Annotated in this window: 17 protein-coding genes; 5 read left to right on the top strand and 12 right to left on the bottom strand. The window is 61.9% G+C overall.

The features are described 5' to 3' along the window. Nucleotides 1–183 precede the first annotated feature (183 nt). Nucleotides 184–762 carry a flavin reductase family protein gene (locus DBV10_RS08065; RefSeq protein ID WP_124512379.1) on the top strand — a complete coding sequence of 193 codons (579 nt, stop codon included), beginning with the start codon at nucleotides 184–186 and terminating at the stop codon, nucleotides 760–762. A 188-nt stretch (nucleotides 763–950) separates the two neighbouring features. Here the strand turns inward: DBV10_RS08065 and DBV10_RS08060 are convergent, their stop codons facing one another. Together DBV10_RS08060 and DBV10_RS08055 are read right to left on the bottom strand one after the other, a co-directional pair. Further along, nucleotides 951–1,175 (bottom strand): hypothetical protein, encoded by a 225-nt coding sequence (locus DBV10_RS08060; RefSeq protein WP_124512377.1) that lies wholly within the window; start codon nucleotides 1,173–1,175, stop codon nucleotides 951–953. 9 nt (nucleotides 1,176–1,184) lie between these two features. Continuing rightward, entirely contained in the window at nucleotides 1,185–1,433 is a 249-nt protein-coding gene (locus DBV10_RS08055; RefSeq protein ID WP_124512375.1) for a hypothetical protein, read from the bottom strand. 223 nt (nucleotides 1,434–1,656) lie between these two features. Here DBV10_RS08055 and DBV10_RS08050 point away from each other — a divergent pair, with 223 nt between their 5' ends. Continuing rightward, the gene (locus tag DBV10_RS08050; RefSeq protein WP_158616808.1) at nucleotides 1,657–3,390 is read left to right on the top strand and encodes an alginate export family protein; all 1,734 of its coding nucleotides are present in this window, start codon (nucleotides 1,657–1,659) and stop codon (nucleotides 3,388–3,390) included. A gap of 25 nt (nucleotides 3,391–3,415) precedes the next feature. Then, nucleotides 3,416–4,438, top strand: coding sequence for an SDR family NAD(P)-dependent oxidoreductase (locus DBV10_RS08045; protein WP_124512371.1), 1,023 nt, complete (start codon nucleotides 3,416–3,418; stop codon nucleotides 4,436–4,438). A 38-nt stretch (nucleotides 4,439–4,476) separates the two neighbouring features. On the opposite strand, the gene DBV10_RS08040 is transcribed toward DBV10_RS08045, so the two are convergent. Continuing rightward, nucleotides 4,477–4,947: a hypothetical protein gene (locus DBV10_RS08040; RefSeq protein ID WP_124512369.1), complete on the bottom strand. Its 471-nt coding sequence runs from the start codon at nucleotides 4,945–4,947 to the stop codon at nucleotides 4,477–4,479. Between the two features lie 772 nt (nucleotides 4,948–5,719). On the opposite strand from DBV10_RS08040, the gene DBV10_RS08035 reads away from it, so the two are divergent. Then, complete coding sequence (locus tag DBV10_RS08035) at nucleotides 5,720–7,318, top strand: mechanosensitive ion channel family protein (protein ID WP_158616807.1); 1,599 nt, start codon at nucleotides 5,720–5,722, stop codon at nucleotides 7,316–7,318. Between the two features lie 171 nt (nucleotides 7,319–7,489). Here DBV10_RS08035 and DBV10_RS08030 read toward each other — a convergent pair whose 3' ends face one another. From DBV10_RS08030 to DBV10_RS08015, 4 genes are all read right to left on the bottom strand, one after another. Further along, nucleotides 7,490–8,161 carry a MarC family protein gene (locus DBV10_RS08030; RefSeq protein WP_124512365.1) on the bottom strand — a complete coding sequence of 224 codons (672 nt, stop codon included), beginning with the start codon at nucleotides 8,159–8,161 and terminating at the stop codon, nucleotides 7,490–7,492. A 65-nt stretch (nucleotides 8,162–8,226) separates the two neighbouring features. Continuing rightward, a complete protein-coding gene (locus tag DBV10_RS08025; RefSeq protein ID WP_124512363.1) occupies nucleotides 8,227–9,288 on the bottom strand; it encodes an N-formylglutamate amidohydrolase in 1,062 nt (353 codons plus the stop codon). Between the two features lie 9 nt (nucleotides 9,289–9,297). Then, nucleotides 9,298–10,623, bottom strand: a complete 1,326-nt coding sequence (locus tag DBV10_RS08020) for an anaerobic C4-dicarboxylate transporter family protein (RefSeq protein ID WP_124512361.1) — start codon at nucleotides 10,621–10,623, stop codon at nucleotides 9,298–9,300. Between the two features lie 377 nt (nucleotides 10,624–11,000). Continuing rightward, the gene (locus DBV10_RS08015) at nucleotides 11,001–11,750 is read right to left on the bottom strand and encodes a tyrosine-protein phosphatase (protein WP_124512359.1); all 750 of its coding nucleotides are present in this window, start codon (nucleotides 11,748–11,750) and stop codon (nucleotides 11,001–11,003) included. A gap of 165 nt (nucleotides 11,751–11,915) precedes the next feature. Between DBV10_RS08015 and DBV10_RS08010 the strand changes: the two genes are divergently transcribed. Then, nucleotides 11,916–12,734, top strand: coding sequence for a helix-turn-helix domain-containing protein (locus DBV10_RS08010; RefSeq protein ID WP_233589849.1), 819 nt, complete (start codon nucleotides 11,916–11,918; stop codon nucleotides 12,732–12,734). An 89-nt stretch (nucleotides 12,735–12,823) separates the two neighbouring features. On the opposite strand, the gene DBV10_RS08005 is transcribed toward DBV10_RS08010, so the two are convergent. The 5 genes from DBV10_RS08005 to DBV10_RS07985 all read right to left on the bottom strand — a co-directional run bounded on the left by DBV10_RS08005 (nucleotide 12,824) and on the right by DBV10_RS07985 (nucleotide 18,272). After that, nucleotides 12,824–13,171, bottom strand: a complete 348-nt coding sequence (locus DBV10_RS08005; RefSeq protein ID WP_124512355.1) for a DUF2834 domain-containing protein — start codon at nucleotides 13,169–13,171, stop codon at nucleotides 12,824–12,826. Nucleotides 13,172–13,307: 136 nt separating this feature from the next. Further along, complete coding sequence (locus tag DBV10_RS08000) at nucleotides 13,308–13,658, bottom strand: DUF4124 domain-containing protein (RefSeq protein WP_124512353.1); 351 nt, start codon at nucleotides 13,656–13,658, stop codon at nucleotides 13,308–13,310. A gap of 67 nt (nucleotides 13,659–13,725) precedes the next feature. After that, on the bottom strand, nucleotides 13,726–14,319 hold the full coding sequence (locus tag DBV10_RS07995; protein WP_124512351.1) for a YbhB/YbcL family Raf kinase inhibitor-like protein: 594 nt from the start codon (nucleotides 14,317–14,319) through the stop codon (nucleotides 13,726–13,728). 226 nt (nucleotides 14,320–14,545) lie between these two features. Further along, complete coding sequence (locus tag DBV10_RS07990; RefSeq protein WP_124512349.1) at nucleotides 14,546–15,328, bottom strand: helix-turn-helix transcriptional regulator; 783 nt, start codon at nucleotides 15,326–15,328, stop codon at nucleotides 14,546–14,548. A 37-nt stretch (nucleotides 15,329–15,365) separates the two neighbouring features. Next, nucleotides 15,366–18,272 carry a DNA topoisomerase III gene (locus DBV10_RS07985; protein ID WP_124512347.1) on the bottom strand — a complete coding sequence of 969 codons (2,907 nt, stop codon included), beginning with the start codon at nucleotides 18,270–18,272 and terminating at the stop codon, nucleotides 15,366–15,368. Nucleotides 18,273–18,326 lie beyond the last annotated feature (54 nt).

Raw genomic sequence — 18,326 nt, 5'->3', positions numbered from 1 at the left:
AAAGCCCCAGGGGGCGGTTGATAAGCACCGAAAAGCCCGAGCATGTTACTTGTTGGTAGCCCCTCTTGCCTATCCGGCCCGGGTGCGTGAAGGCCACCAAAGCCCTGCGGCCATCTACCACGCTTTTTCAAGCCAGAATGGCCCTCTGCGCGCGATCATCAAGCGCCAAAAGCTATCAAATAAATAGCAAACNNCCGCCCCGTCCCCCTCGACAAGGCCTACCGCCTGCTCAACCACGGCCCCACCGTGCTGGTGTCGGCCGCACACGCGGGCCAGCACAACGTGATGGCGGCATCGTGGGCCTGCGCGCTGGACTTTGCGCCGCCCAAGGTCACGGTGGTGCTCGACAAGACCACGCGCACCCGCGAGCTGGTGGAGGCCAGCGGCCAGTTCGCCCTGCAGCTACCCACCGTGCCCATGGCCGCCCTCACCGTGGCCCTGGGCACTGAGAGCGCCAAAACCCAACCCGACAAGCTGACGCGCCATGGCACAGCACTGTTCGACGCGCCCGGCCACCCCGCACGCACCACGCCCCCACTGGTGCAAGGCTGCGCGGCCTGGCTGCTGTGCCGCGTGCTGCCCGAGCCCCACAACCAACAGGCCTACGACCTGTTCATCGGCGAAGTCGTGGCCGCCTGGGCGGACGAGCGCGTGTTTCGCGAGGGGCACTGGGAGTTCGACACCGCGCCGGATGCCCTGCGCACGCTGCACTACGTGGCGGGTGGGCAGTTTTATGCGACGGGGAAATCGGTACAGGTGTGAGCCGGATTTGCGCAATATGCGCACATCCATCAACTGATGCTGCGTTGTTCCCCGCGCCGAGGGGCCAACTCCAATTTGGCGTCTGACGACAATTCCTGTCGGGCCGCCGAAATCAAGCATGCCCAAAGAAGGCGAGTGCCTTTGAGTCGAGCTTCTGGGAGCAACTCAAACCCACGGCGATTCAAGGCTCAGTTGGGGCGCTTCATGACCACCTGGCGCAACTCCTCATACTCGCTGCGCGTCAGTGCCTGGGCCTCGTAAGCCTTCACCAAATCATCCAATTCCCTGCCTTTGGAAAACTTGACACCCTCCTGGACAGTCACCCGAGAGGTACTGCTGCTGACGCAACCGGAGAGAGCCAACAGGCCTGCGCAAGCGAGCGCCAATCCGAACAGTCTTTGATGATCTTTCATGGTCACCTCTCACTTCACGCTGTTGATGAGTTTGCGACGTTGTTCGTCGTACTCGCGGCGGTTCAATGCGCCATTGTCAAAGGCCGTCTTCAGGTCGATCAGTTGCTGGCCTATCGTTGCTTCCACAGGCGCCCGAACAACCTCCGTGGAACTGCACGCAGGCAACGCCAGCAGAGGAACAACAAGCAGAATCGAATGAAATCTCATGCGCTCTCCTAAGTTTTTAGTGGTCCAGATGCTAGCCGAATTCTGTTCCATTGCAGGCCGAGTCTGAGGTCTGGACGGCGAGCGGGTTCCAAGAATGGGTCTTGTGGTTTGTCGCGACCTTGGCCTTGGTCTTGCCTGTCAAAAAACGGTCTCCAAAACGCATATTCTTTGTTGGTATCTTCGGCCCAAACCTAGTACCCTCCTATCTCCGGAGAGATTGGATGGAGTTGCTCGCTCAGGTGAGCGAATAACAACATGCAAGAAGGAGTTGCCGATGGTCATTTCCAGGGTGTTCGGGTTGGTCGCAGGGGTGTTGTTTTTTTTGGCCTCTCCGTCCAGCGTTCTGGGACAAATCTCCCTCTTGGATGAGGTCGGTGCACAAATCGAGCGCATTGACGTTGTGCTGACGAATCCCTCTCCAGACCCGGCTGTGAATGCACGGGTCACCGATGTGGTGAGGCGCAACCTCCGACTTTTTCCATCGGACCGTTTTTCGCGCAACACCGCCGAGATCGGCCTTGCCCAGGCCCGGCGCGCCGGGCCAATCGACGAAACCACGCTATCGGTGGCTCCCGGTAGCGGCGGAGCGTTGGTGCTGACGGTAGAGGTCAAACTCCGGGCGGCGAGTACCAATGCATCAGAGCGCGGCGCCCTCATCACCGGCAACGCCACCGACCTTCCAGTGCTGTTCGACCGGGGGGGCACACTGCTCACCACCAAGCTAGAAGCGCTGCCCATGATCTATTCGAATGCGAATGCTTGGTACGGGCGGCCGCAGGAATTCCTTGCCGGGAACCCGCTGGTTGCGGGCAAGCCCGCAGGTCGCCATACCACTGGCTGGGCTGAAGGGTTCTTGCATGCCGGGGTCTACGGCATGACCCCCCTCTCGGACGCGACCTTCGCCTATGGGGGCCTGAGCGGCATCTTGTCGGCATCCTCAGGCAGGGAGCTCTTCACCGATGAGACAAGAAAGCACTTCGGGGCAGAAGATGCATACGTCGGGCTCGTCGGCGGGCAAACCTCGGAACAAGGCCAGCGACTTGTATGGAACGTTTCGATGGGACGCAAGCGCTTTGCCATAGGCGACGGTTTTCTGATCGCGAATACGGCCTCGAACGGCAGCACGCGTGGTGCGCTGCAATCCAATCCCCGATGGGCGGCCGACATGCTTGTGCTTGGACAGGTGCGCTACAACAAATCGTTGGTCGAAGCGTTCTATATTGACCCTGACGAGCTTCCCGTCGTGGACTCGAAGACCAAGATCGCTGGGCTCAACGTCGAAACCAGCCCGGTGCCAGGGCTGGACGTTGGTGCAACTTACCTGAAAGTTCTCGACTCGTCTTTTGGCTACTTCGCCACGAAGCCGCCGCCAGGTACTTCCATGGGTCGCGACGGGCTTTCGGTTTTTGATGCGCGCGCGCGGTGGCAGCCAGGCCACTCCGGAGTACACGTAGCGGCTGAAGCAGCCCTTCAGCGCAATGATCGCTTTGCCATGCGGGCAACGGGCGTGTCCGCTGAGTTGGGTTACAAGTTTTCCGAGGCGACGTGGCGGCCTGAAGTCAGCTACCGCATTGCCAAGTTTTCAGGCGACGATGGTTCCACTGAGCGTTTCGAGCGTTGGGACCCTCTCCTGTCTGGTGGCAACGGAGAGCAGTGGGTACAAGGCATCAACCACTTCAAGATATTCCAGAACAGCAATCTGGTTGCACACCGCCTGCAGTTCCGCCTGCGACCAAGCCCCCGCTTTGAGCTGGTTCCCCAGATCTGGGTGTTCCAGGCTGACAGCACGACCAACCTGGGGGGCAATCCCGCACTGTCTTTCCTGGGTGGGAAACGCCTGGGCCACGAGGCAAACATCACCGGGAAGTGGTTCATCTCCAAGAGCGTCTTTGTTCAAGGCCATCTGGCCGCAACTTTTCCTGGTTCAGGTGTGCGCAACGCACCTGGAGTCAGCGGTAATCTGCATCCATGGCTGAGCGCCATGGTGTTCGTTCGAGTAGCTTTCTGATTGAGCAACACTGAAAGGAAAAATCATGGAACGACGCGACATACTGAAGAGCATGGCGGCCTCTGCCAGTGCTGTCACTGCAGCTGCTGCAGTGCATGGCCTGACGGCATCCCAGGCCCATGCACAAATGGGCGGTGGAAGGCCTGATGGCAATGCCGTGGTGCAGGTGAAGCCGGTTGATCCAAAGCTGTTTACGCCCAACCGATTCGCTGGCAAGACGGTGCTGGTGACCGGTTCCGCAAGAGGCATGGGAGCCGCAGCAGCGAAACGGCTGTCGCGCGAAGGGGCGAATCTCGTTTGTGTGGACTGGATCAAAGACCAGGGCGAAGCAACCAATGCAGAGATCACTGCAGCAGGTGGAAAGTCCGTTTTCATTCATGGCGACATCGCGGACTCAGCCGTCATGAAAGAAGCCGTGGACAGGGCTGTGCGCAGTTTTGGCGGACTCGATGCGGCTCTGAACAATGCTGGCGTGATGGATGGCGTCTATTCTGGCGCACCGATTGATTTCGAGAAGCAGCGCTCGCTGGTCTTCGCCAGCATCCATGAAGCGAGCGATGAGTATTGGAACAACGTTTTCCGAACCAATGCCTACGGGATGTTTGTGTGCATGCGCGCAGAACTGCGGCAGATGATGGCACAAGGCCGCGGCGGATCGATCGTCAATGTCGGATCCATCGCCGGTATGACCGGCCTGTCTGGCAACCCCGCCTATGTTGCGAGCAAACACGCCGTCAACGGCATGACAAAAAACGCCGCGATCGACTACGCGCCCTACGGCATCAGAGTCAATTCGGTCAACATGGCTGCCACGGACACGCCGATGGTCGCTCGGGCGGGACAGCTGGTCGCTGCCGCCTCGGCGCAGGCCAAGGGCCCGACCATGGGAAGAATCAAGATCGACAGCATCCTTGCGTACACCGACAAGAACCATCGTCCCGCAACGGTCTGGGAGCAGGTGGCGATGATGGCCTTTTTATTGTCCGATGAAGCATCTAACTTCACTGGAGGCATCTACGCCACCGATGGGGGATGGACCGCCTATTGAGACACGGCCCGTTTGCCACCCGCTAGACAACGCGGTTCTCAGGCACGGGCCCACACCTGCACAGTGGCGCGCTCGCGTGCAAGCGCGGGGGTCTTGTACCAAAAGACGACTCGGTCGATGAAGCGCCGCTCGCCCGGCAGGTCGATGATGCGCGTTGCGCCACCGCGCTCGATAAGCTGGCGGACCTCAATATTGCGTGATCCGCCGTTGCGAAAATGGATTTGCACGTCCAAAAATTCGACCGGGGCGTGGAGCACCCGGAGCCGGATCGCGCTGTAGGCGCGATCCGCGTTAACGCGCACGACATCGCGGTCCACCGAGCGCCGCGCCTGCGCCTCGCCAACCATGCTCCATCTGCGGCTTGGCCGACCACCGATCCGAAAACCCTCTTCGTCAGGGTCGGCAAGAACAGGTGATGCAGTTGTTCCGCCGATCACGCCCAAAAAAGCGGCAAATGCAGCTTGCAGCGACCGACGCCGATGCAAGTCTGTGCGTTCAAGAATTGTCAAGGGTTGTGGATTGATGTTTAGCATGTGAACTCGCGCGCTTCGTTGTCTGTTAGGTAAGAGTTACATGGAGGCGAAATCGGCGACAGCGCACAACTCAGCGCTGGTATGTGATCGGACTGCTCCCACATCACCCATCTAGTGCCGCCCGCATATGATGACCGGCGCACTCTTGTTGAACTACAGCCTCGGGCCCAGCGGCAACAGAACGCATGCCATGTCCTACAACTCGGTAAAAACGACGGTATCACGCAAGTCAGCACGTGGCAACCTTCGCATCCTTCATCGTTTGCGGGACTGAGAAAGACGGCTTCTATTCCAAAGATTGAATCGTCTTTGACGACCTACCTGAGGCTCATGTGTTGCACTTCGGAACAACGACACCACAGTGTCTTTGGCCTGCTGCCGATGGCGCACAACGATTTGGACATGTTGTGCCGCCTTGCCTGACCCAGTGTGGGTGCTGGCACTCCGCCACCTCAGCACGCGCGTAGCCGAACAAGTGCAGGACGAAAATGGCGATCCGAACCCACCTGCTATTCACCCCTTGCACCCAATCACTTCTCTGGATGCGTGCAGGCCTTGCCTAATTCGATGTTTAAGAGAAACATATGCTGCGGCTTCGCCTCAGCCCCTTCCGAACGAAGGGCAGGTGAAGGCACCTGTCCGTAGAAGGCTTTGGACCAGAATGCGCCCCCAACTCCAATACCCATGCAGAGACTTGTCACGATCCTGGCTTGTGTTGCGCTCAACGCTTGTCACAAGAACCCTGCTCATGCTTCTGGCCGTTTGGCTTCTAGGCCAGACTCCCCCAGTTCAAGCGCAGGTGCAAGCCTCAACGAACGCCGAACGCCTTGAGTGGTGGAACAGGGAGATCGTGACCTTCAGGGCGACGGTGGCTGACGCAGCACCTCGGGCAAGAGCTGAGCGAGCACGACAGCATCTGCTGACAGTCCCCGAGTTGGAAATGGATGGCAATATCCACTTCGAGCGCTTCACCTACCAGGGACAGGCCGGTATCCAGTTCTTAATTGGCGATCGGCCTCTGTTTCCCATCGTGGAAGCTGACATGAATGTCGACCAGCGATTCAAGGGACTGGATGCGATGGCGAACGACGTCGTTTCGCGGCTGGAATTGGCACGCTCGGCATGGCAAGAAAGCCGCAGCGCAAACGTACTCATGACTGGGGCTGCGAAAACGCTGGTCAGCCTTACGGTTGGCGTCCTGTTGATCAGCGCGATCGGTCGGGCAAGGCGGTACTTTTCTGGCTTGCTGGAGCGTCGCCGCAGCATGAGGGTGCAGCAATCGTCAAAGATGGACTGGATTGAACTGCTGGATCGACTGGCCAGCCGACTGCTGATAATCGTCCAGTGGGGCTTTTCTCTGTTGATCGCTTATGGGGTCTATGAGCTTGTTTTCTCCTCATTTCCTTTGACGGTACCCATTGCACAGAAGTCTCGCCAATGGCTTCAAGAACAACTGTTATGGGTAGGTAACGGAATCCTCAAGGGTCTGCCCGATCTGGTCACGGCCGCGATCATCATTGTTGTTTCCAGAGCACTGTCCGACTTGTTGGGCTACTTCTTTGACGCCGTCAGATCCGGACGTTTCTACATTCCTTTTCTCCACCCGGAAACAATCACAGCAACTCGAAGAATTGTGCTCGTGATGCTCTGGCTGGTAACCGTCGCCATTTGTTACCCCTACCTCCCTGGCTCTGACACAGAGGCGTTTCGCGGATTGTCTGTTCTCGCTGGGCTCATGCTGACCGTAGGAGCTTCAGGCATCGTCAACCAGGGCATCAGCGGGCTCGTTCTTATTTATTCCCGTGCATTACGTCAGGGTGACTTCGTGACCGCAGGCGGCACAGAGGGTGTTGTCATAGAAGTGGGAACACTCGCAGTGAAGATACTGAACTATCGCAACGAAGAAATCACTGTACCGAATGCGGTTCTGTTGAGCAGCCCGATTCACAACTACACCCGCATGGCGGCAACCCAGGGGACGTTAATTAGCTCCAAGGTTACTATTGGGTATGACGCACCCTGGCGGGTAGTGCATGAACTATTGACGTCGGCGGCTATCGCCTCAGGGCGATTCAGATCAGACCCTGCGCCCAAGGTTTTTCAGCGATCCCTGTCTGACTTCTATGTTGAGTACGAGTTGGTGCTAGCTATCGATGACCCCATGAATCGGATCGATGCACTATCCGATCTTCACAGGCACATCCAAGATGCATTCAACAGGGCAGGACTGCAGATCATGTCGCCGCATTTCGCTTTTCAGCCTCAGGAGCCGGTGGTCATTCCAGAGTCCCAATGGAAACGGGAGACGGACAGCACGCTGAAGTCTGGTGTGCGTTCGACGCGCTAGCACCGTGCCTGCGTGCTGTCAATGTGATCGCGCTCAGCGTTACCCTAACCTGAAGCGAGGGCGTGCAGTTTTCTGCGTAAACAGACCAACTGATAAACAGGGCCCCTGCAGTACTCGCTGCCCAGAGTTAATCAGGGCGTCCCTATGGGGACGCTGAAATCAAGGGTGCCTTCATTTAGTTTGTGCGTTGAGCTCAAGCCATCCTGCCCAGATGATCTCAATGCCTATGCACAAGAGAATGAAAGCCATTAGCCTCGCCATCACCATGGCACCTATCGTTCCAAGCCGGTCAAGCAATTGCACCGAATGGCGATAGACAAGGTAGATGACATAAGACGTAATGGCGGCTCCGAAGGCCGCAGTCAGAAAGCCTATTACATACACAGCGGGCTGGCTGGGCAACTTGGCCCCCAGGGCAATCGACGCGGCTATCGTTCCCGGGCCGGTGGTCAGCGGAAAGGTAATGGGGAAAAAGCTTTGACTTATGACGTCTTTCTCTGACAGCCTTTGAGCTTGGCTGTTCGCAACCGCCCTCTTTACATCATCTTCACCGTCGCTATGGAGCATCTTCCAGCCTGTTGCAGCGACCAGCAATCCCCCACTGATGCGGACGATGGGCAAAGAGATACCGAAGAAATCAAGAACATAGGTCCCCATCAACATGGACACCACAAGAACGACCCAAGAGTTGACGGCGATTTGCCTGGCAAGCCTGCGAACCAGTACGGGGTCATTCCCAGTGGTAGACATGAAAACCGGTGCACCGCTCAGGGGGTTGATGATGGGGAGCAATGTCAGCGGAACGAGCACTAGGTTTTGCAGCAGTGAGGTTGTAGCGTCCATGGAAAACCAGTGAATGAGGAACGGACTCCGATGCTTTGGACATCGGCACAAACGGCTATCCAGACTCAAGAGACGGTCAAGTGCCTGGCCAGTGATTTAGCTATCGACTGCAGACGCACAACATCAATGGGCGGCCAATCACCCCCAGCCGACATGAGTAGTGCTGTGGCGTCGGAGCCAAGGAGACTCTCTCTGCGAAACTCAATCTGTATCGCACCGCTGCCGGAGGGAAGGCCGGCTTGGGCAAGGCTGGCACCAAAAACCTGTGTCTCGCGGGCGCCTTTGTAGGGTTGGTTCAATGTCACTTCAGGCGCCGCACCAGGCTCTATGGCTGTCAGCGCCTTCAAGAAAGTCGATGCCATCTGGCGGGCTGCGCCGGCATCCATGGACAACGCTGAATCTGGCAACGCCCCGCCATCCGGATCCCCGAGGTTGCCCAGGTTGACCCAAAAGGGAAGTCGATCAGCGACCGGCCGCTCGATGTTGATCGCACCATCCGGCCCCATTTTGTGGTTCATGGTGTCGTGCAGGCTGAACACGACCAGTCGCCGCTGAACTGAGGCGCAACGTCGCGCGCAGGCCTCCACAATCTGTGCTGACAACCTCAGGTACTCCATCGCCCCCAGGGCAGCAGCACTCGACCACGCCTTCTCCAGCGCCTCCCAACCCTGAGCCGATTTGGGCTCGAGCAGCACAGGCCAGCCTCCGAAAGTCACCGGCCGAATGAAGTCCATACCACCCAGCGGCGCGTTCGGTCCAACTTCCCGAAGCCGTTGAAAACACAACTTGAGTGTTTCCATAGGGCAATCGCTGGGCGCACGGTTGGGGTCCAGAACGACCCTTGAGTGCGGGTTCTCAATGAAGATGACTTGGTCCGAAGCCTCTGCCCAGCACCTCCCCAAATACCCTGTAAGCCAGTCGGAATAATCCAACTGGCGCCTGAGAGTGAGGTCCGGGTTGATGAACGGTTTGAGCTCTTGCGGAAAAGCCGCCGACGCATGCGGGCCCAGAACCACGATGCTGGCGTCATCGATAGCGGCCTCCAGCGATCGATCTTCCCTGCGGCGCCAATGAACCAGGTCCTCCGCACCGAATCTGCGACCAGCATGCGTCCACATCAGATCCATTGCTGCCCTTCAAAAAAAGCGCGAGATGACCAAGCCAGCGCCCACGGCCACTGCTGCGTACACCAGTACCGGAATCATGAAGGAGTGGTTAATGATGGCCGCTCCGATGGACGTGGATCCCGTCTGGTCAATCTCAACGGTGGCTATCTGGGAGCCGTTGGTAGGGAGAAAAAAAACGCCCACCACCGCAGGCCACATGGCCGCTAGGGTGCCAGGCTCCAACCCCAGCGCGATACCAATCGGGATGATGGAGAACGTCGCGCTGGACTGACTTGTCGTCATGGCCGCAACGGCAAACAGAGCGAGCGCAATCATCAAAGGGGCTTGCCTGGCCAGATCGCCGAGACCACCTACGACCAGTGCCTCATTGGCAGCGATGAATGTATTGGCCATCCAGGCAACACCAAAAAGGGCCACAACAGCTACCATGCCTGAATCGAACAACGGACTCTTGACGATATCGCCAGCCTTGATTCCGCATGTCAAAACAATCGCTGCGGCCACGCTAAACATGGTGATCTGGATCAGCAGCGACAGATCGATATGCTGCATCTGGTCCTTGCTCTGCACCATCGGCCTCAGTTCCTCGAAGATACCCGAGGCGATGATGAAGACGACACCCGCGAGGAACAGCATGGCAGATCGCCTTCCCGAAGCCGGTATCGGAGCGGGATCACCGGCGGCAAACCTTTCCTTGATCTCGCCCGATGCCAAGCGACGCAGGTACTCAGGGTCTTCTTTCAGATCTTTGCCACGTCGATTCATGACAAATGCGCCGACCAGTATCGCCAGCAAGGATGCTGGCACCGTGATCAAGAGTATGTCGGTAATCTTGTAGCCGAGCGGACTCAGCAGCCCCACCATCGCCGCCATGGCTGCAGATACCGGACTCGAAGTAATTGCCAGCTGCCCGGCTGTTGCCGATAGGGCCAGTGGACGTTCTGGCCGCACTCCGTTGGCATGTGCGACTTCATAAATCACTGGCATGAGTGAGTAGTAGATATTCCCTGTGCCCGCACCCGCGCAAAAACCGAAGGTGGTCAAGGGTGCCACATAGGTTATCTGGTTGGGAAAACGCTTGATGACCTTCTGTGCCTTGGTCACAAGATAGTCGATGCCACCTGCCAACTGCATCGCTCCGGCTGCAGTGACCACGGTCATGATGATCAACATGGCCGAGACCGGCACGGACCCGGGAGCGACCTTGAAAACAAGGGCAAAAGCCAAGACACCAACCGCCCCGAAGAGGCCGATGGCCATGCCCTTGAAATGCACGCCAAGTGCAATGAGCGCAAGCACCATCGCCCCCTGTAGCCCAACAATGAAGAAGTCCATGAGTTCTCCTCGATACAGCTGGACGAGAGCAACAACACATTGCTGATGCTCCCACGCACCGATGCCCAATCTTCCGAATCACTCTAACAGCGATAGTGCTTCGACGTCACGCCCAGAATGCGCAAACTCTGCGGGAAGGGGCCAAACGCAAGATCGACAGTTACCCGTCCATATTGGAATGCCTCTCACCAATCTCTGGCGGCGGTATCACCGTAGTGCAAGAGAGCCCGAAACGGGTAACCGGCCTTTTCAATAATGCAGGCCGTCGCTTACCGTTCAGCCTCTATTAAAAATTCCCGGCAGTGCCCACGGACGCGCAGGAAGCCTGCAGCGCAGTGCAAGCAATGGAACGCGAGCGGGAGGGCGCGCCAATGGCATCATGGCGCCTGCAGGTAACGCCCCGCCAATTCCTTCTGTGCGGCAGCATCCACGCCCAGCACGTCCACCAGATACGCCTGCACGCCGCCAAAATCGTTGTCCACCATGTGCAGGGCGGCGTCCAGAAACTCCTCCTGCACGCGCCACAGCACGGCCAGCACTTCTTCGGGGGCGTGGCTGCCCATGCCGGGCGGGCGTTGGTAGAGCGCGTTGGTGAGCAGGTAGTCGTGCATGACCACGTCGCGCGGCACACCCAGCGTGAGCAGGATGAAGGCGGCGGCAAAACCGGTGCGGTCCTTGCCTGCGGTGCAGTGGAAGACGGTGGGCGTATCGTTGGCCAGCAGCAGGCGGAACAGCTCGGCAAAGCGCGGGGCGTTGTCGTGCACAAAACCCCGGTAGGTGTCCTGCATCAGGTCCACGGCGTCTTGGGCGGTGAGCTGGCGACCGGTGCGCTGCAGCTCCAGCGCGCGCTGCACCACGGTGGGCTCGATATGCAGCGGGTGGTAGGCCACGCCGGGCAATGCGTAAGCGTAGGCGGCGCTTTCGGCCTGGCCGCGAAAGTCCACCGCGCGGGCCACGCCCAGCTCGGCCAGCAGGGCCTGGTCCTGCGCGGTCAGGCCTGCCAGGTGGTCAGAGCGGAAGATGCGCCGCCACTTCACGGGCCGCCCGCCGTGGCCGGTGTAGCCGCCCAGGTCGCGGAAGTTGGTGGCGCCTGCCATGGGCAGGGATCGGGTGGGGGTTGGCTGCATGGTGCGGGGCGCGGGTGTGCGTGGGCCGGTGGGCGAAGCGCAAAGCATAGTCGGGGCGTGCGGCAGACGCGTGTCACGCGGGTGGCTGGCGCACCTGCCGATGGCCGGGGCATGGGCCACCGCGCCTTGCACGCAGGTGTGCAGAATCCAGGCATGCAGCGTTTGGTGCCCGTCCCCCCCGATTTGCAGCCCTGGCTGATGGCCGCCGTGGTGGTCGATGCCCCGGCGGCGCTGGCACAGTCGCATTTCCCGGCCATGGTGTCGAGCATGCTGGTGGTGCGGCTGACAGGCCAGGTGGTGTGCCGGGGTGAGCCCGTGCCGCCATCGGCCTGGATGAGCGCCAGCACCAGGGCCACTGTGTACGAACACAGCGGGCCAGTGCAGGCAGTGGGGCTGGTGCTGCAGCCCGAGGCCGCAGCGGCGCTTTTTGCCAGCGCGCGCGGGCTGGTGAACACGCTGCGGCCGCTGGCTGAACTGGTGGGCCCCGAGTGGGCCGAGGTGGAACACGCGGTGCGCGCGGCGGCGGACGATGGTGCGCGGCTGCAGGTGCTGTGCCAGTTCATCCGCCAGAGGGTTGCGCCGCCGTCGCCTTGCGAGGCGCGGCGGCAACAGGCGCTGGCTTTGCTGCACGCGGCCAGCGACGATGCAACAGGCGCGGGCCAGCGTCTGGGCCTGAGCCAGCGGCAGTTTGAACGCCGCTTTGTGGCGCACTGTGGCATGGCGCCCAAGCAGTTTCAGGTGATTGCGCGGCTGAACAGCACGCTGGGCAACGCCCTGGCTGCGCCCGGTGACCCGGTGGTGGGCCTGGCGGTGGACCAGGGCTACTACGACCAGTCGCACATGGCGCGCGATGTGCGCAGGCTGGCGGGCCAGCCGTTGCAGGCCCTGGTGCAGGGCAGCCGCAGCCCGGTCAGCGAACACTGGCCCCTGCAGGTGGGCGCGCAGGCGCAGCCGGGTCATACTGGTATGCGTTCAAAAATATAAGTCCGTTCACGCTGAGCCTGTCGAAGCGCCGCGCAAGGCTTCGACAGGCTCAGCCCGAACGGTTCTTGTTTATTGAACGCAAACTGGTATCAGCCGCCGGAGCGGGCTGCGTCCATCCGCAAGCGCTGAGCCAGGTACAGCGGCATCACAAACGCGAGCCCGATACCAAAGCAGGCCGCGATGCAGGCCCAGCGCCACGCGCCCAGGCGGCGGTCGGCCGCCACCCAGGCCGAGAACGCCACAGCGGCCAGGTACACGTCGCAGGTGATGCCGGTGGTGAGCGCATTGGCAAAGGCGTCGCGCCAGAAGACATCGGGCATCACGCTGCCGCCGGCCAGAAAGTACAGGGTGTTGAAGTACCAGGGAATGGCCAGGCCCAGGGCGGCCAGCGCCCACAAAAACACACGCAGGGATCGAGAGACAGGGGGGTGTTGCATCGGTGAAACGGCCCGTTTGCGCAGGCCGCAGGTGGTGAATCCAGCCACCGATTGAACGCGCGCCACCCCGTGCGGGCTAGGAAAAAAACGACATCTCACCCACGGGCCTGCACGCCACTGGAAGCAGATCAGCCGCCTACCGAGCAGGCGGCAGCGACGTGAGCGCGCCGTCCACCGGCAGCTCCTGGCTGCCCTGGGGGCAGGGCTGGTCGGTGTAGGTGGTGCGGCCGTCCAACACACATTTGCGCGGCTGTGGCGCCACGGGTTGGGATGCGCCCGCCTGCGCGGGGCGGGCCTGTGCGGCAGCGGGGCGCTTGTCGGGCGGCAGGGACTCGGGCCCGGGGCGGGTGATCTTTTTCCAGGCCTGTTCGGTCCAGGGCCCGGCCTGGGGCAGCCACTGGTCAGACGTCCACCAGGCCGCCGCTGTGGCGGCCAGCAGCAGTGCGGCCAGAAGGGACCAGAGGGCTCGTTCGCGGGTGCTGCGCATGGGGTGGGCCTGCGGTGGGGTGGATGACCACCGAGCTTAAAACATCACAGCGCCCCACCCCACAGGGTCACTGCTGCTTGCCTTGGGCCGCAGGGCGCCCGTAGCGCGCCGTGAGCGTGGCCTTGCCCAAGGCATTGGCGTTGATCATGTACCCGGCCAACGCGGCGGTGGCGTCGGCGGGAAGCTCCAGGCGCGGCACCTTGAGCGCGTGCACGGTGAAGATGTAGCGGTGCGGCACATCGCCCTCGGGCGGGCAGGTGCCGCCCCAGGCCGCCACGCCGTAGTCGATGCGCACATGGCTGGCGCCTGCGGGCAGCTTGGCGCCACCGGCAGCACCCGCGTCGGGCCGCAACTCCGTCACGCTGGCGGGGAGGTTGACCACCGACCAGTGCCACCAGCCCGAGCCCGTGGGCGCGTCCGGGTCGTACACGGTGACGGCGTAGCTTTGTGTGCCCGCAGGCGCGCCACTCCAGCGCAGGGCGGGCGACTGGTTATCGCCCGCGCAACCAAAGCCCTTGAACTCGAAGCGCTGGGGCAGCGTGCTGCCTTCGGCAAAGTCGGGGCTGGTGAGCGTGAAGGCCTGGGCTGGGGCGGCCAGCGCAAGGCCCAGAGTGGCGACGGCAGACAGGGCGCGAAGGGGGCGCGAAAGAGGAAAAGACATCAGAAAAGCTCCTTGCAATAGCGGGGTGAAACAAGGCCTTGATGGTGCGGTGCGCCGCGCCATGGCACTGGCCCGGCGGCGTCAAAGGCTGTGCGCGGCGCGTCAGGAAGATGCGCGTACAACGCACCAATACCGTTCGGGCTGAGCCTGTCAAAGCCCTGTGCTGCGCTTCGACTACGCTCAGTGAACAGATCAGATTTTTTGAACTGGCGCCTTGGCCCCCGCCTCAGGGCCGCAGCTGCGAGGGAGGAAATCCAAAACGCTCGCGGAAGGCTGCGCTGAAGCGGCTGTGCGACTCATAGCCGCAGCGGGCCGCGATCTCGGACACCTGCAGCGCGGAGCTTTGCAGCAGCAGCAGGCCCGTCTCCAGCCGCACATCGCGCAGGCACTGGCTCACGGTTTCGCCCTCTTGCGCCAGGCGGCGCTGCAGGGTGCTGGCGCTGGTGGCAAAGGCGCCGGCGATGCGCTCCAGCGTCCAGTCGGCCTGGGGGCTGGGGCCGATGAGGCGGCGCACGCGCTCGGCCCAGCCCAGCTCGCCGGGCGGGGCAAACACAATGCCCGCCTCGGCCAGCATCAGCAGCACTTCGAGCGCGCGGTGCTCGCGCAGGGCCTGCGAGCTGGCCTCGCTCTCCAGCGCGGCCACGGCGCGCATGTAGCTGTCTTCAAAGGCCGCATCGGCTGCGAGGCCCGCACAGCCTTGCACGGGCGGCACGGCCGCAAACTGGCCAAACTGGCGGTGGAACTGCTCCACCAGCCCGGGCGCAAAGCACAGCAGCCGCGCCACGTAGCGGCCCTGCGGTGCGGGGTCGTTCACGATCTCCCACTGCGCGCCGCGCGGCAGCACAAACACGCGCCCGCTGGGGTAGCGGTGGCCGCCCCCGGGCGTGACCAGGTGCTTGGTGCCCGAGACCACCCAGCCCACCGAATCCATGCGCACCGTGGCGGTGTGGATGCGGTGGTGCACCGTGGTCGCGATCTGCAGCGACAGCGCGGGGGGTTGCAAGGCCATGGTGTCAGAACCGGCTCATGGCCTCGGCGCCGCGCACTCAGCCACCCAGGTGGTTGCCCAGAATGCCCGCCAGCTCGAACATGCCCGCGCTGTCCTTGCCAAACACGGCGCGCAGCTTGTCGTCGGCCACGATGGTGCGCTTGTCCTTGGGGTCTTGCAGGTTGTGGGCCTTGATGTATTCCCACATCTTCTTGACGGCCTCGGGGCGGGCCACCGGTTCGGTGCCGATCACAGCGGCCAGCGCGGCGCTGGGGGCCTTGCCGGCGGCGGCCTTGCGCGGAGCCTTGGCGGCGGTGGTTTTGGCCGCCGCTTTCTTGGCCGGGGCTTTTTTGGCGGCAGCGGTTGTTTTGCCTGCCTTGGCGGCGGCTGTTTTGGCAGCAGCCCCGGGGCGGGGTGGGAACTTGCTCGGCGCGAATTCAAAGTTGACCTTGCCCGCCTCCTTGTCCCACGCCAGGTGGGCCTTGAAGTTGCGGCGCGTGCGCATGCTCACGAACTTGTCGAGCAGGTCGGTCTTGCCGGTCGCGAGCAGCTTGGTCATCTGCTCGCGCTCCACGGGCTGCTGCAGGATGATCTTGCCGCTCTTGAAGGTGCAGCTGGGCGTGGGCTGCGCGGCGGTGGGCACGGCCTTGCTGCACACGTAGTTGCTGCCGTGCTCGTGCACATCCGATCCGCAGATGGGGCAGGCGCCCAGCGCGGCGTCTTCAAACTCGACGATCTCGCCGGACTCCTCGCCCTTCTTGTCGTCGCCAAAATCGAATTCGAGCTTGTAGTTGTGCGCCTCGTCGTCGTACTTGATGACGATCTCGGAGGTGAAAGGCCAGCCCGCCTTGGAGCGGAAGCCCTCCAGCGGGCCAATCTTCTTGTCGCGCAGCAGCGCATTGGCCTCGGCCGTCTCGAACGTGCGGCCTGCGGGCGACTTGCCAAAGCTGAAGCCGCAGGCATCAAAGCCCGGCTTGCCCACGCAGGCAAAGCGACGGTAGTTTTCCTTCACCACACCACCGCAGTTGGGGCAGGGCGATTCGAGCGTGGCGTAGTCGCCGGGGATGGTGTCGCGGTCGTATTCCTTGGCCTTCTTGACCATGCGCTCGGTCATGGCGGCGATCTCGGCCATGAAGGATTCGCGGCTGAGCTGGCCCTTTTCCATCTGCGAGAGCTTGAACTCCCATTCGCCGGTCAAGTCGGCGCGGCAGAGCTCTTCCACTTCCAGACCGCGCAGCAGCGTCATGAGCTGGAAGGCCTTGGCCGTAGGGATGATCTCGCGGCCTTCGCGCAGCATGTACTTTTCAGTCAGCAGGCCTTCGATGATGGCCGCACGCGTGGCAGGCGTGCCCAGGCCCTTTTCCTGCATGGCAGAGCGCAGTTCCTCGTCGTCGATCTGCTTGCCAGCGCTTTCCATGGCGCCCAGCAGCGTGGCTTCGGAGTAGCGGGCTGGCGGCTTGGTCTTGAGGCCCTTGGGGTCCACCTGCAGGGTGTTGACGCTTTCGCCAGGCTTCACCGGCACCAGGTTCTGGCCTTTGTCGCCGTCCTTGCCGCCTTCGACCTCGTCGGCGGCTTCCTTGCCGTAGATGGCCAGCCAGCCGGGTTTGACCAGCACCTTGCCCTCGGTCTTGAAACTGTGCGGGGCCACGGTGCTGATGCGCGTGGTCACGGTGTATTCAGCACTCGGGAAGAACACCGCCATGAAGCGGCGCACGACCAGGTCGTACAGCTTTTGCTCGGCTTCGCTCAGGCCGCTGGGTGCCTGCAGCGTGGGGATAATGGCAAAGTGATCGCTCACCTTGCTGTTGTCGAAGATGCGCTTGGACGGGCGCACGTAGTTGCCGGCCAGCGCCGTGGCGGCGTGCGGCGCCAGGTGGCGCATGCCGCTGTCGGCCAGCATCTCGAAGGTCTGCTTGGCCACCGGCAGGTAGTCCTCGGGCAGCGCGCGCGAGTCGGTACGCGGGTAGGTCAGGGCCTTGTGGCGCTCGTACAGGCTTTGCGCCAGGGCCAGCGTGGTCTTGGCCGAGAAGCCGAACTTGCCGTTGGCCTCGCGCTGCAGGCTGGTCAGGTCGAACAGCAGGGGCGAGGCCTGCGTGGTGGGCTTGCTTTCTTCGGTGACGGTGGCCTGCTTGCCGCGCACGGCGTTGGCGATGGCCGTGGCTTCGGCGGCGGACCACACGCGGTCGGCACGCATTTCCACATCCTCGCCCTTCTTCCACTTGGGGTCGAACCACTTGGCGGGGTATTCACCGGCCTGGGCACCAAAGGTGGCGTGGATTTCCCAGTAGTCGCGGCTGATGAACTTGCGGATCTTTTCTTCGCGCTCAACCACCAGCGACAGGGTGGGCGTCTGCACCCGGCCCACGGTGGTCAAGAAGAAGCCGCCATCGCGCGAGTTGAAGGCCGTCATGGCGCGCGTGCCGTTGATGCCCACCAGCCAGTCGGCCTCGCTGCGGCTGCGCGCGGCATGGGCCAGGCCCGCCATCTGCTGCTCGGTGCGCAGCGCGTCGAAGCCGTCGCGGATGGCCTGGGGCGTCATGGACTGCAGCCACAGGCGCTTGACGGGCTTGCCCAGGGGCTTGGCGCCGCCGGCGTACTGCTCGATCAGGCGGAAGATCAGCTCGCCCTCGCGGCCCGCGTCACAGGCATTGATGAGCTGCGTCACGTCCTTGCGCTTGGCCTGCTTGACCACCGCGTTCAGGCGCGTCTTGGTCTTGTCCACGGGCTTCAAGTCAAAGTACGGCGGGATCACGGGCAGGTGGGCAAAGCTCCACTTGCCGCGCTTCACGTCGAATTCTTCGGGGGCCTGGATCTCGACCAGGTGGCCCACGGCGCTGGTGACTACATAGCGGTCGTTCTCGAAGTGCTCGTCGTGTTTGTCGAACTTGCCAGCCACGGGGGTCAGTGCGCGCACGATGTCTTGCGCGACAGAGGGTTTTTCTGCAATTACCAGGGTCTTGGTCATGTTGGGGCTCTCGCCAGTCATTCTGGTCGCCCGGGGCCGGCCCGGGCGCTTCTA

This window comes from Acidovorax sp. FJL06 (genome assembly GCF_003852545.1).
In the GTDB taxonomy this organism is placed as follows: domain Bacteria; phylum Pseudomonadota; class Gammaproteobacteria; order Burkholderiales; family Burkholderiaceae_C; genus Acidovorax.
The sequence above is the reverse complement of the archived record's forward strand: the minus strand, read 5'-3'. Positions and strand labels throughout refer to the sequence as shown.

Coding starts and splice junctions, on each gene's coding strand:
- DBV10_RS08015 (WP_124512359.1), bottom strand. CDS start 11,750: ATGCAGCCAACCCCCACCCGATCCCTGCCCATGGCAGGCGCCACCAAC.
- DBV10_RS07985 (WP_124512347.1), bottom strand. CDS start 18,272: ATGACCAAGACCCTGGTAATTGCAGAAAAACCCTCTGTCGCGCAAGAC.
- DBV10_RS08035 (WP_158616807.1), top strand. CDS start 5,720: ATGCTTCTGGCCGTTTGGCTTCTAGGCCAGACTCCCCCAGTTCAAGCG.
- DBV10_RS08020 (WP_124512361.1), bottom strand. CDS start 10,623: ATGGACTTCTTCATTGTTGGGCTACAGGGGGCGATGGTGCTTGCGCTC.
- DBV10_RS07990 (WP_124512349.1), bottom strand. CDS start 15,328: ATGGCCTTGCAACCCCCCGCGCTGTCGCTGCAGATCGCGACCACGGTG.
- DBV10_RS08030 (WP_124512365.1), bottom strand. CDS start 8,161: ATGGACGCTACAACCTCACTGCTGCAAAACCTAGTGCTCGTTCCGCTG.
- DBV10_RS07995 (WP_124512351.1), bottom strand. CDS start 14,319: ATGTCTTTTCCTCTTTCGCGCCCCCTTCGCGCCCTGTCTGCCGTCGCC.
- DBV10_RS08055 (WP_124512375.1), bottom strand. CDS start 1,433: ATGGAACAGAATTCGGCTAGCATCTGGACCACTAAAAACTTAGGAGAG.
- DBV10_RS08045 (WP_124512371.1), top strand. CDS start 3,416: ATGGAACGACGCGACATACTGAAGAGCATGGCGGCCTCTGCCAGTGCT.
- DBV10_RS08025 (WP_124512363.1), bottom strand. CDS start 9,288: ATGGATCTGATGTGGACGCATGCTGGTCGCAGATTCGGTGCGGAGGAC.
- DBV10_RS08000 (WP_124512353.1), bottom strand. CDS start 13,658: ATGCGCAGCACCCGCGAACGAGCCCTCTGGTCCCTTCTGGCCGCACTG.
- DBV10_RS08005 (WP_124512355.1), bottom strand. CDS start 13,171: ATGCAACACCCCCCTGTCTCTCGATCCCTGCGTGTGTTTTTGTGGGCG.
- DBV10_RS08060 (WP_124512377.1), bottom strand. CDS start 1,175: ATGAAAGATCATCAAAGACTGTTCGGATTGGCGCTCGCTTGCGCAGGC.
- DBV10_RS08050 (WP_158616808.1), top strand. CDS start 1,657: ATGGTCATTTCCAGGGTGTTCGGGTTGGTCGCAGGGGTGTTGTTTTTT.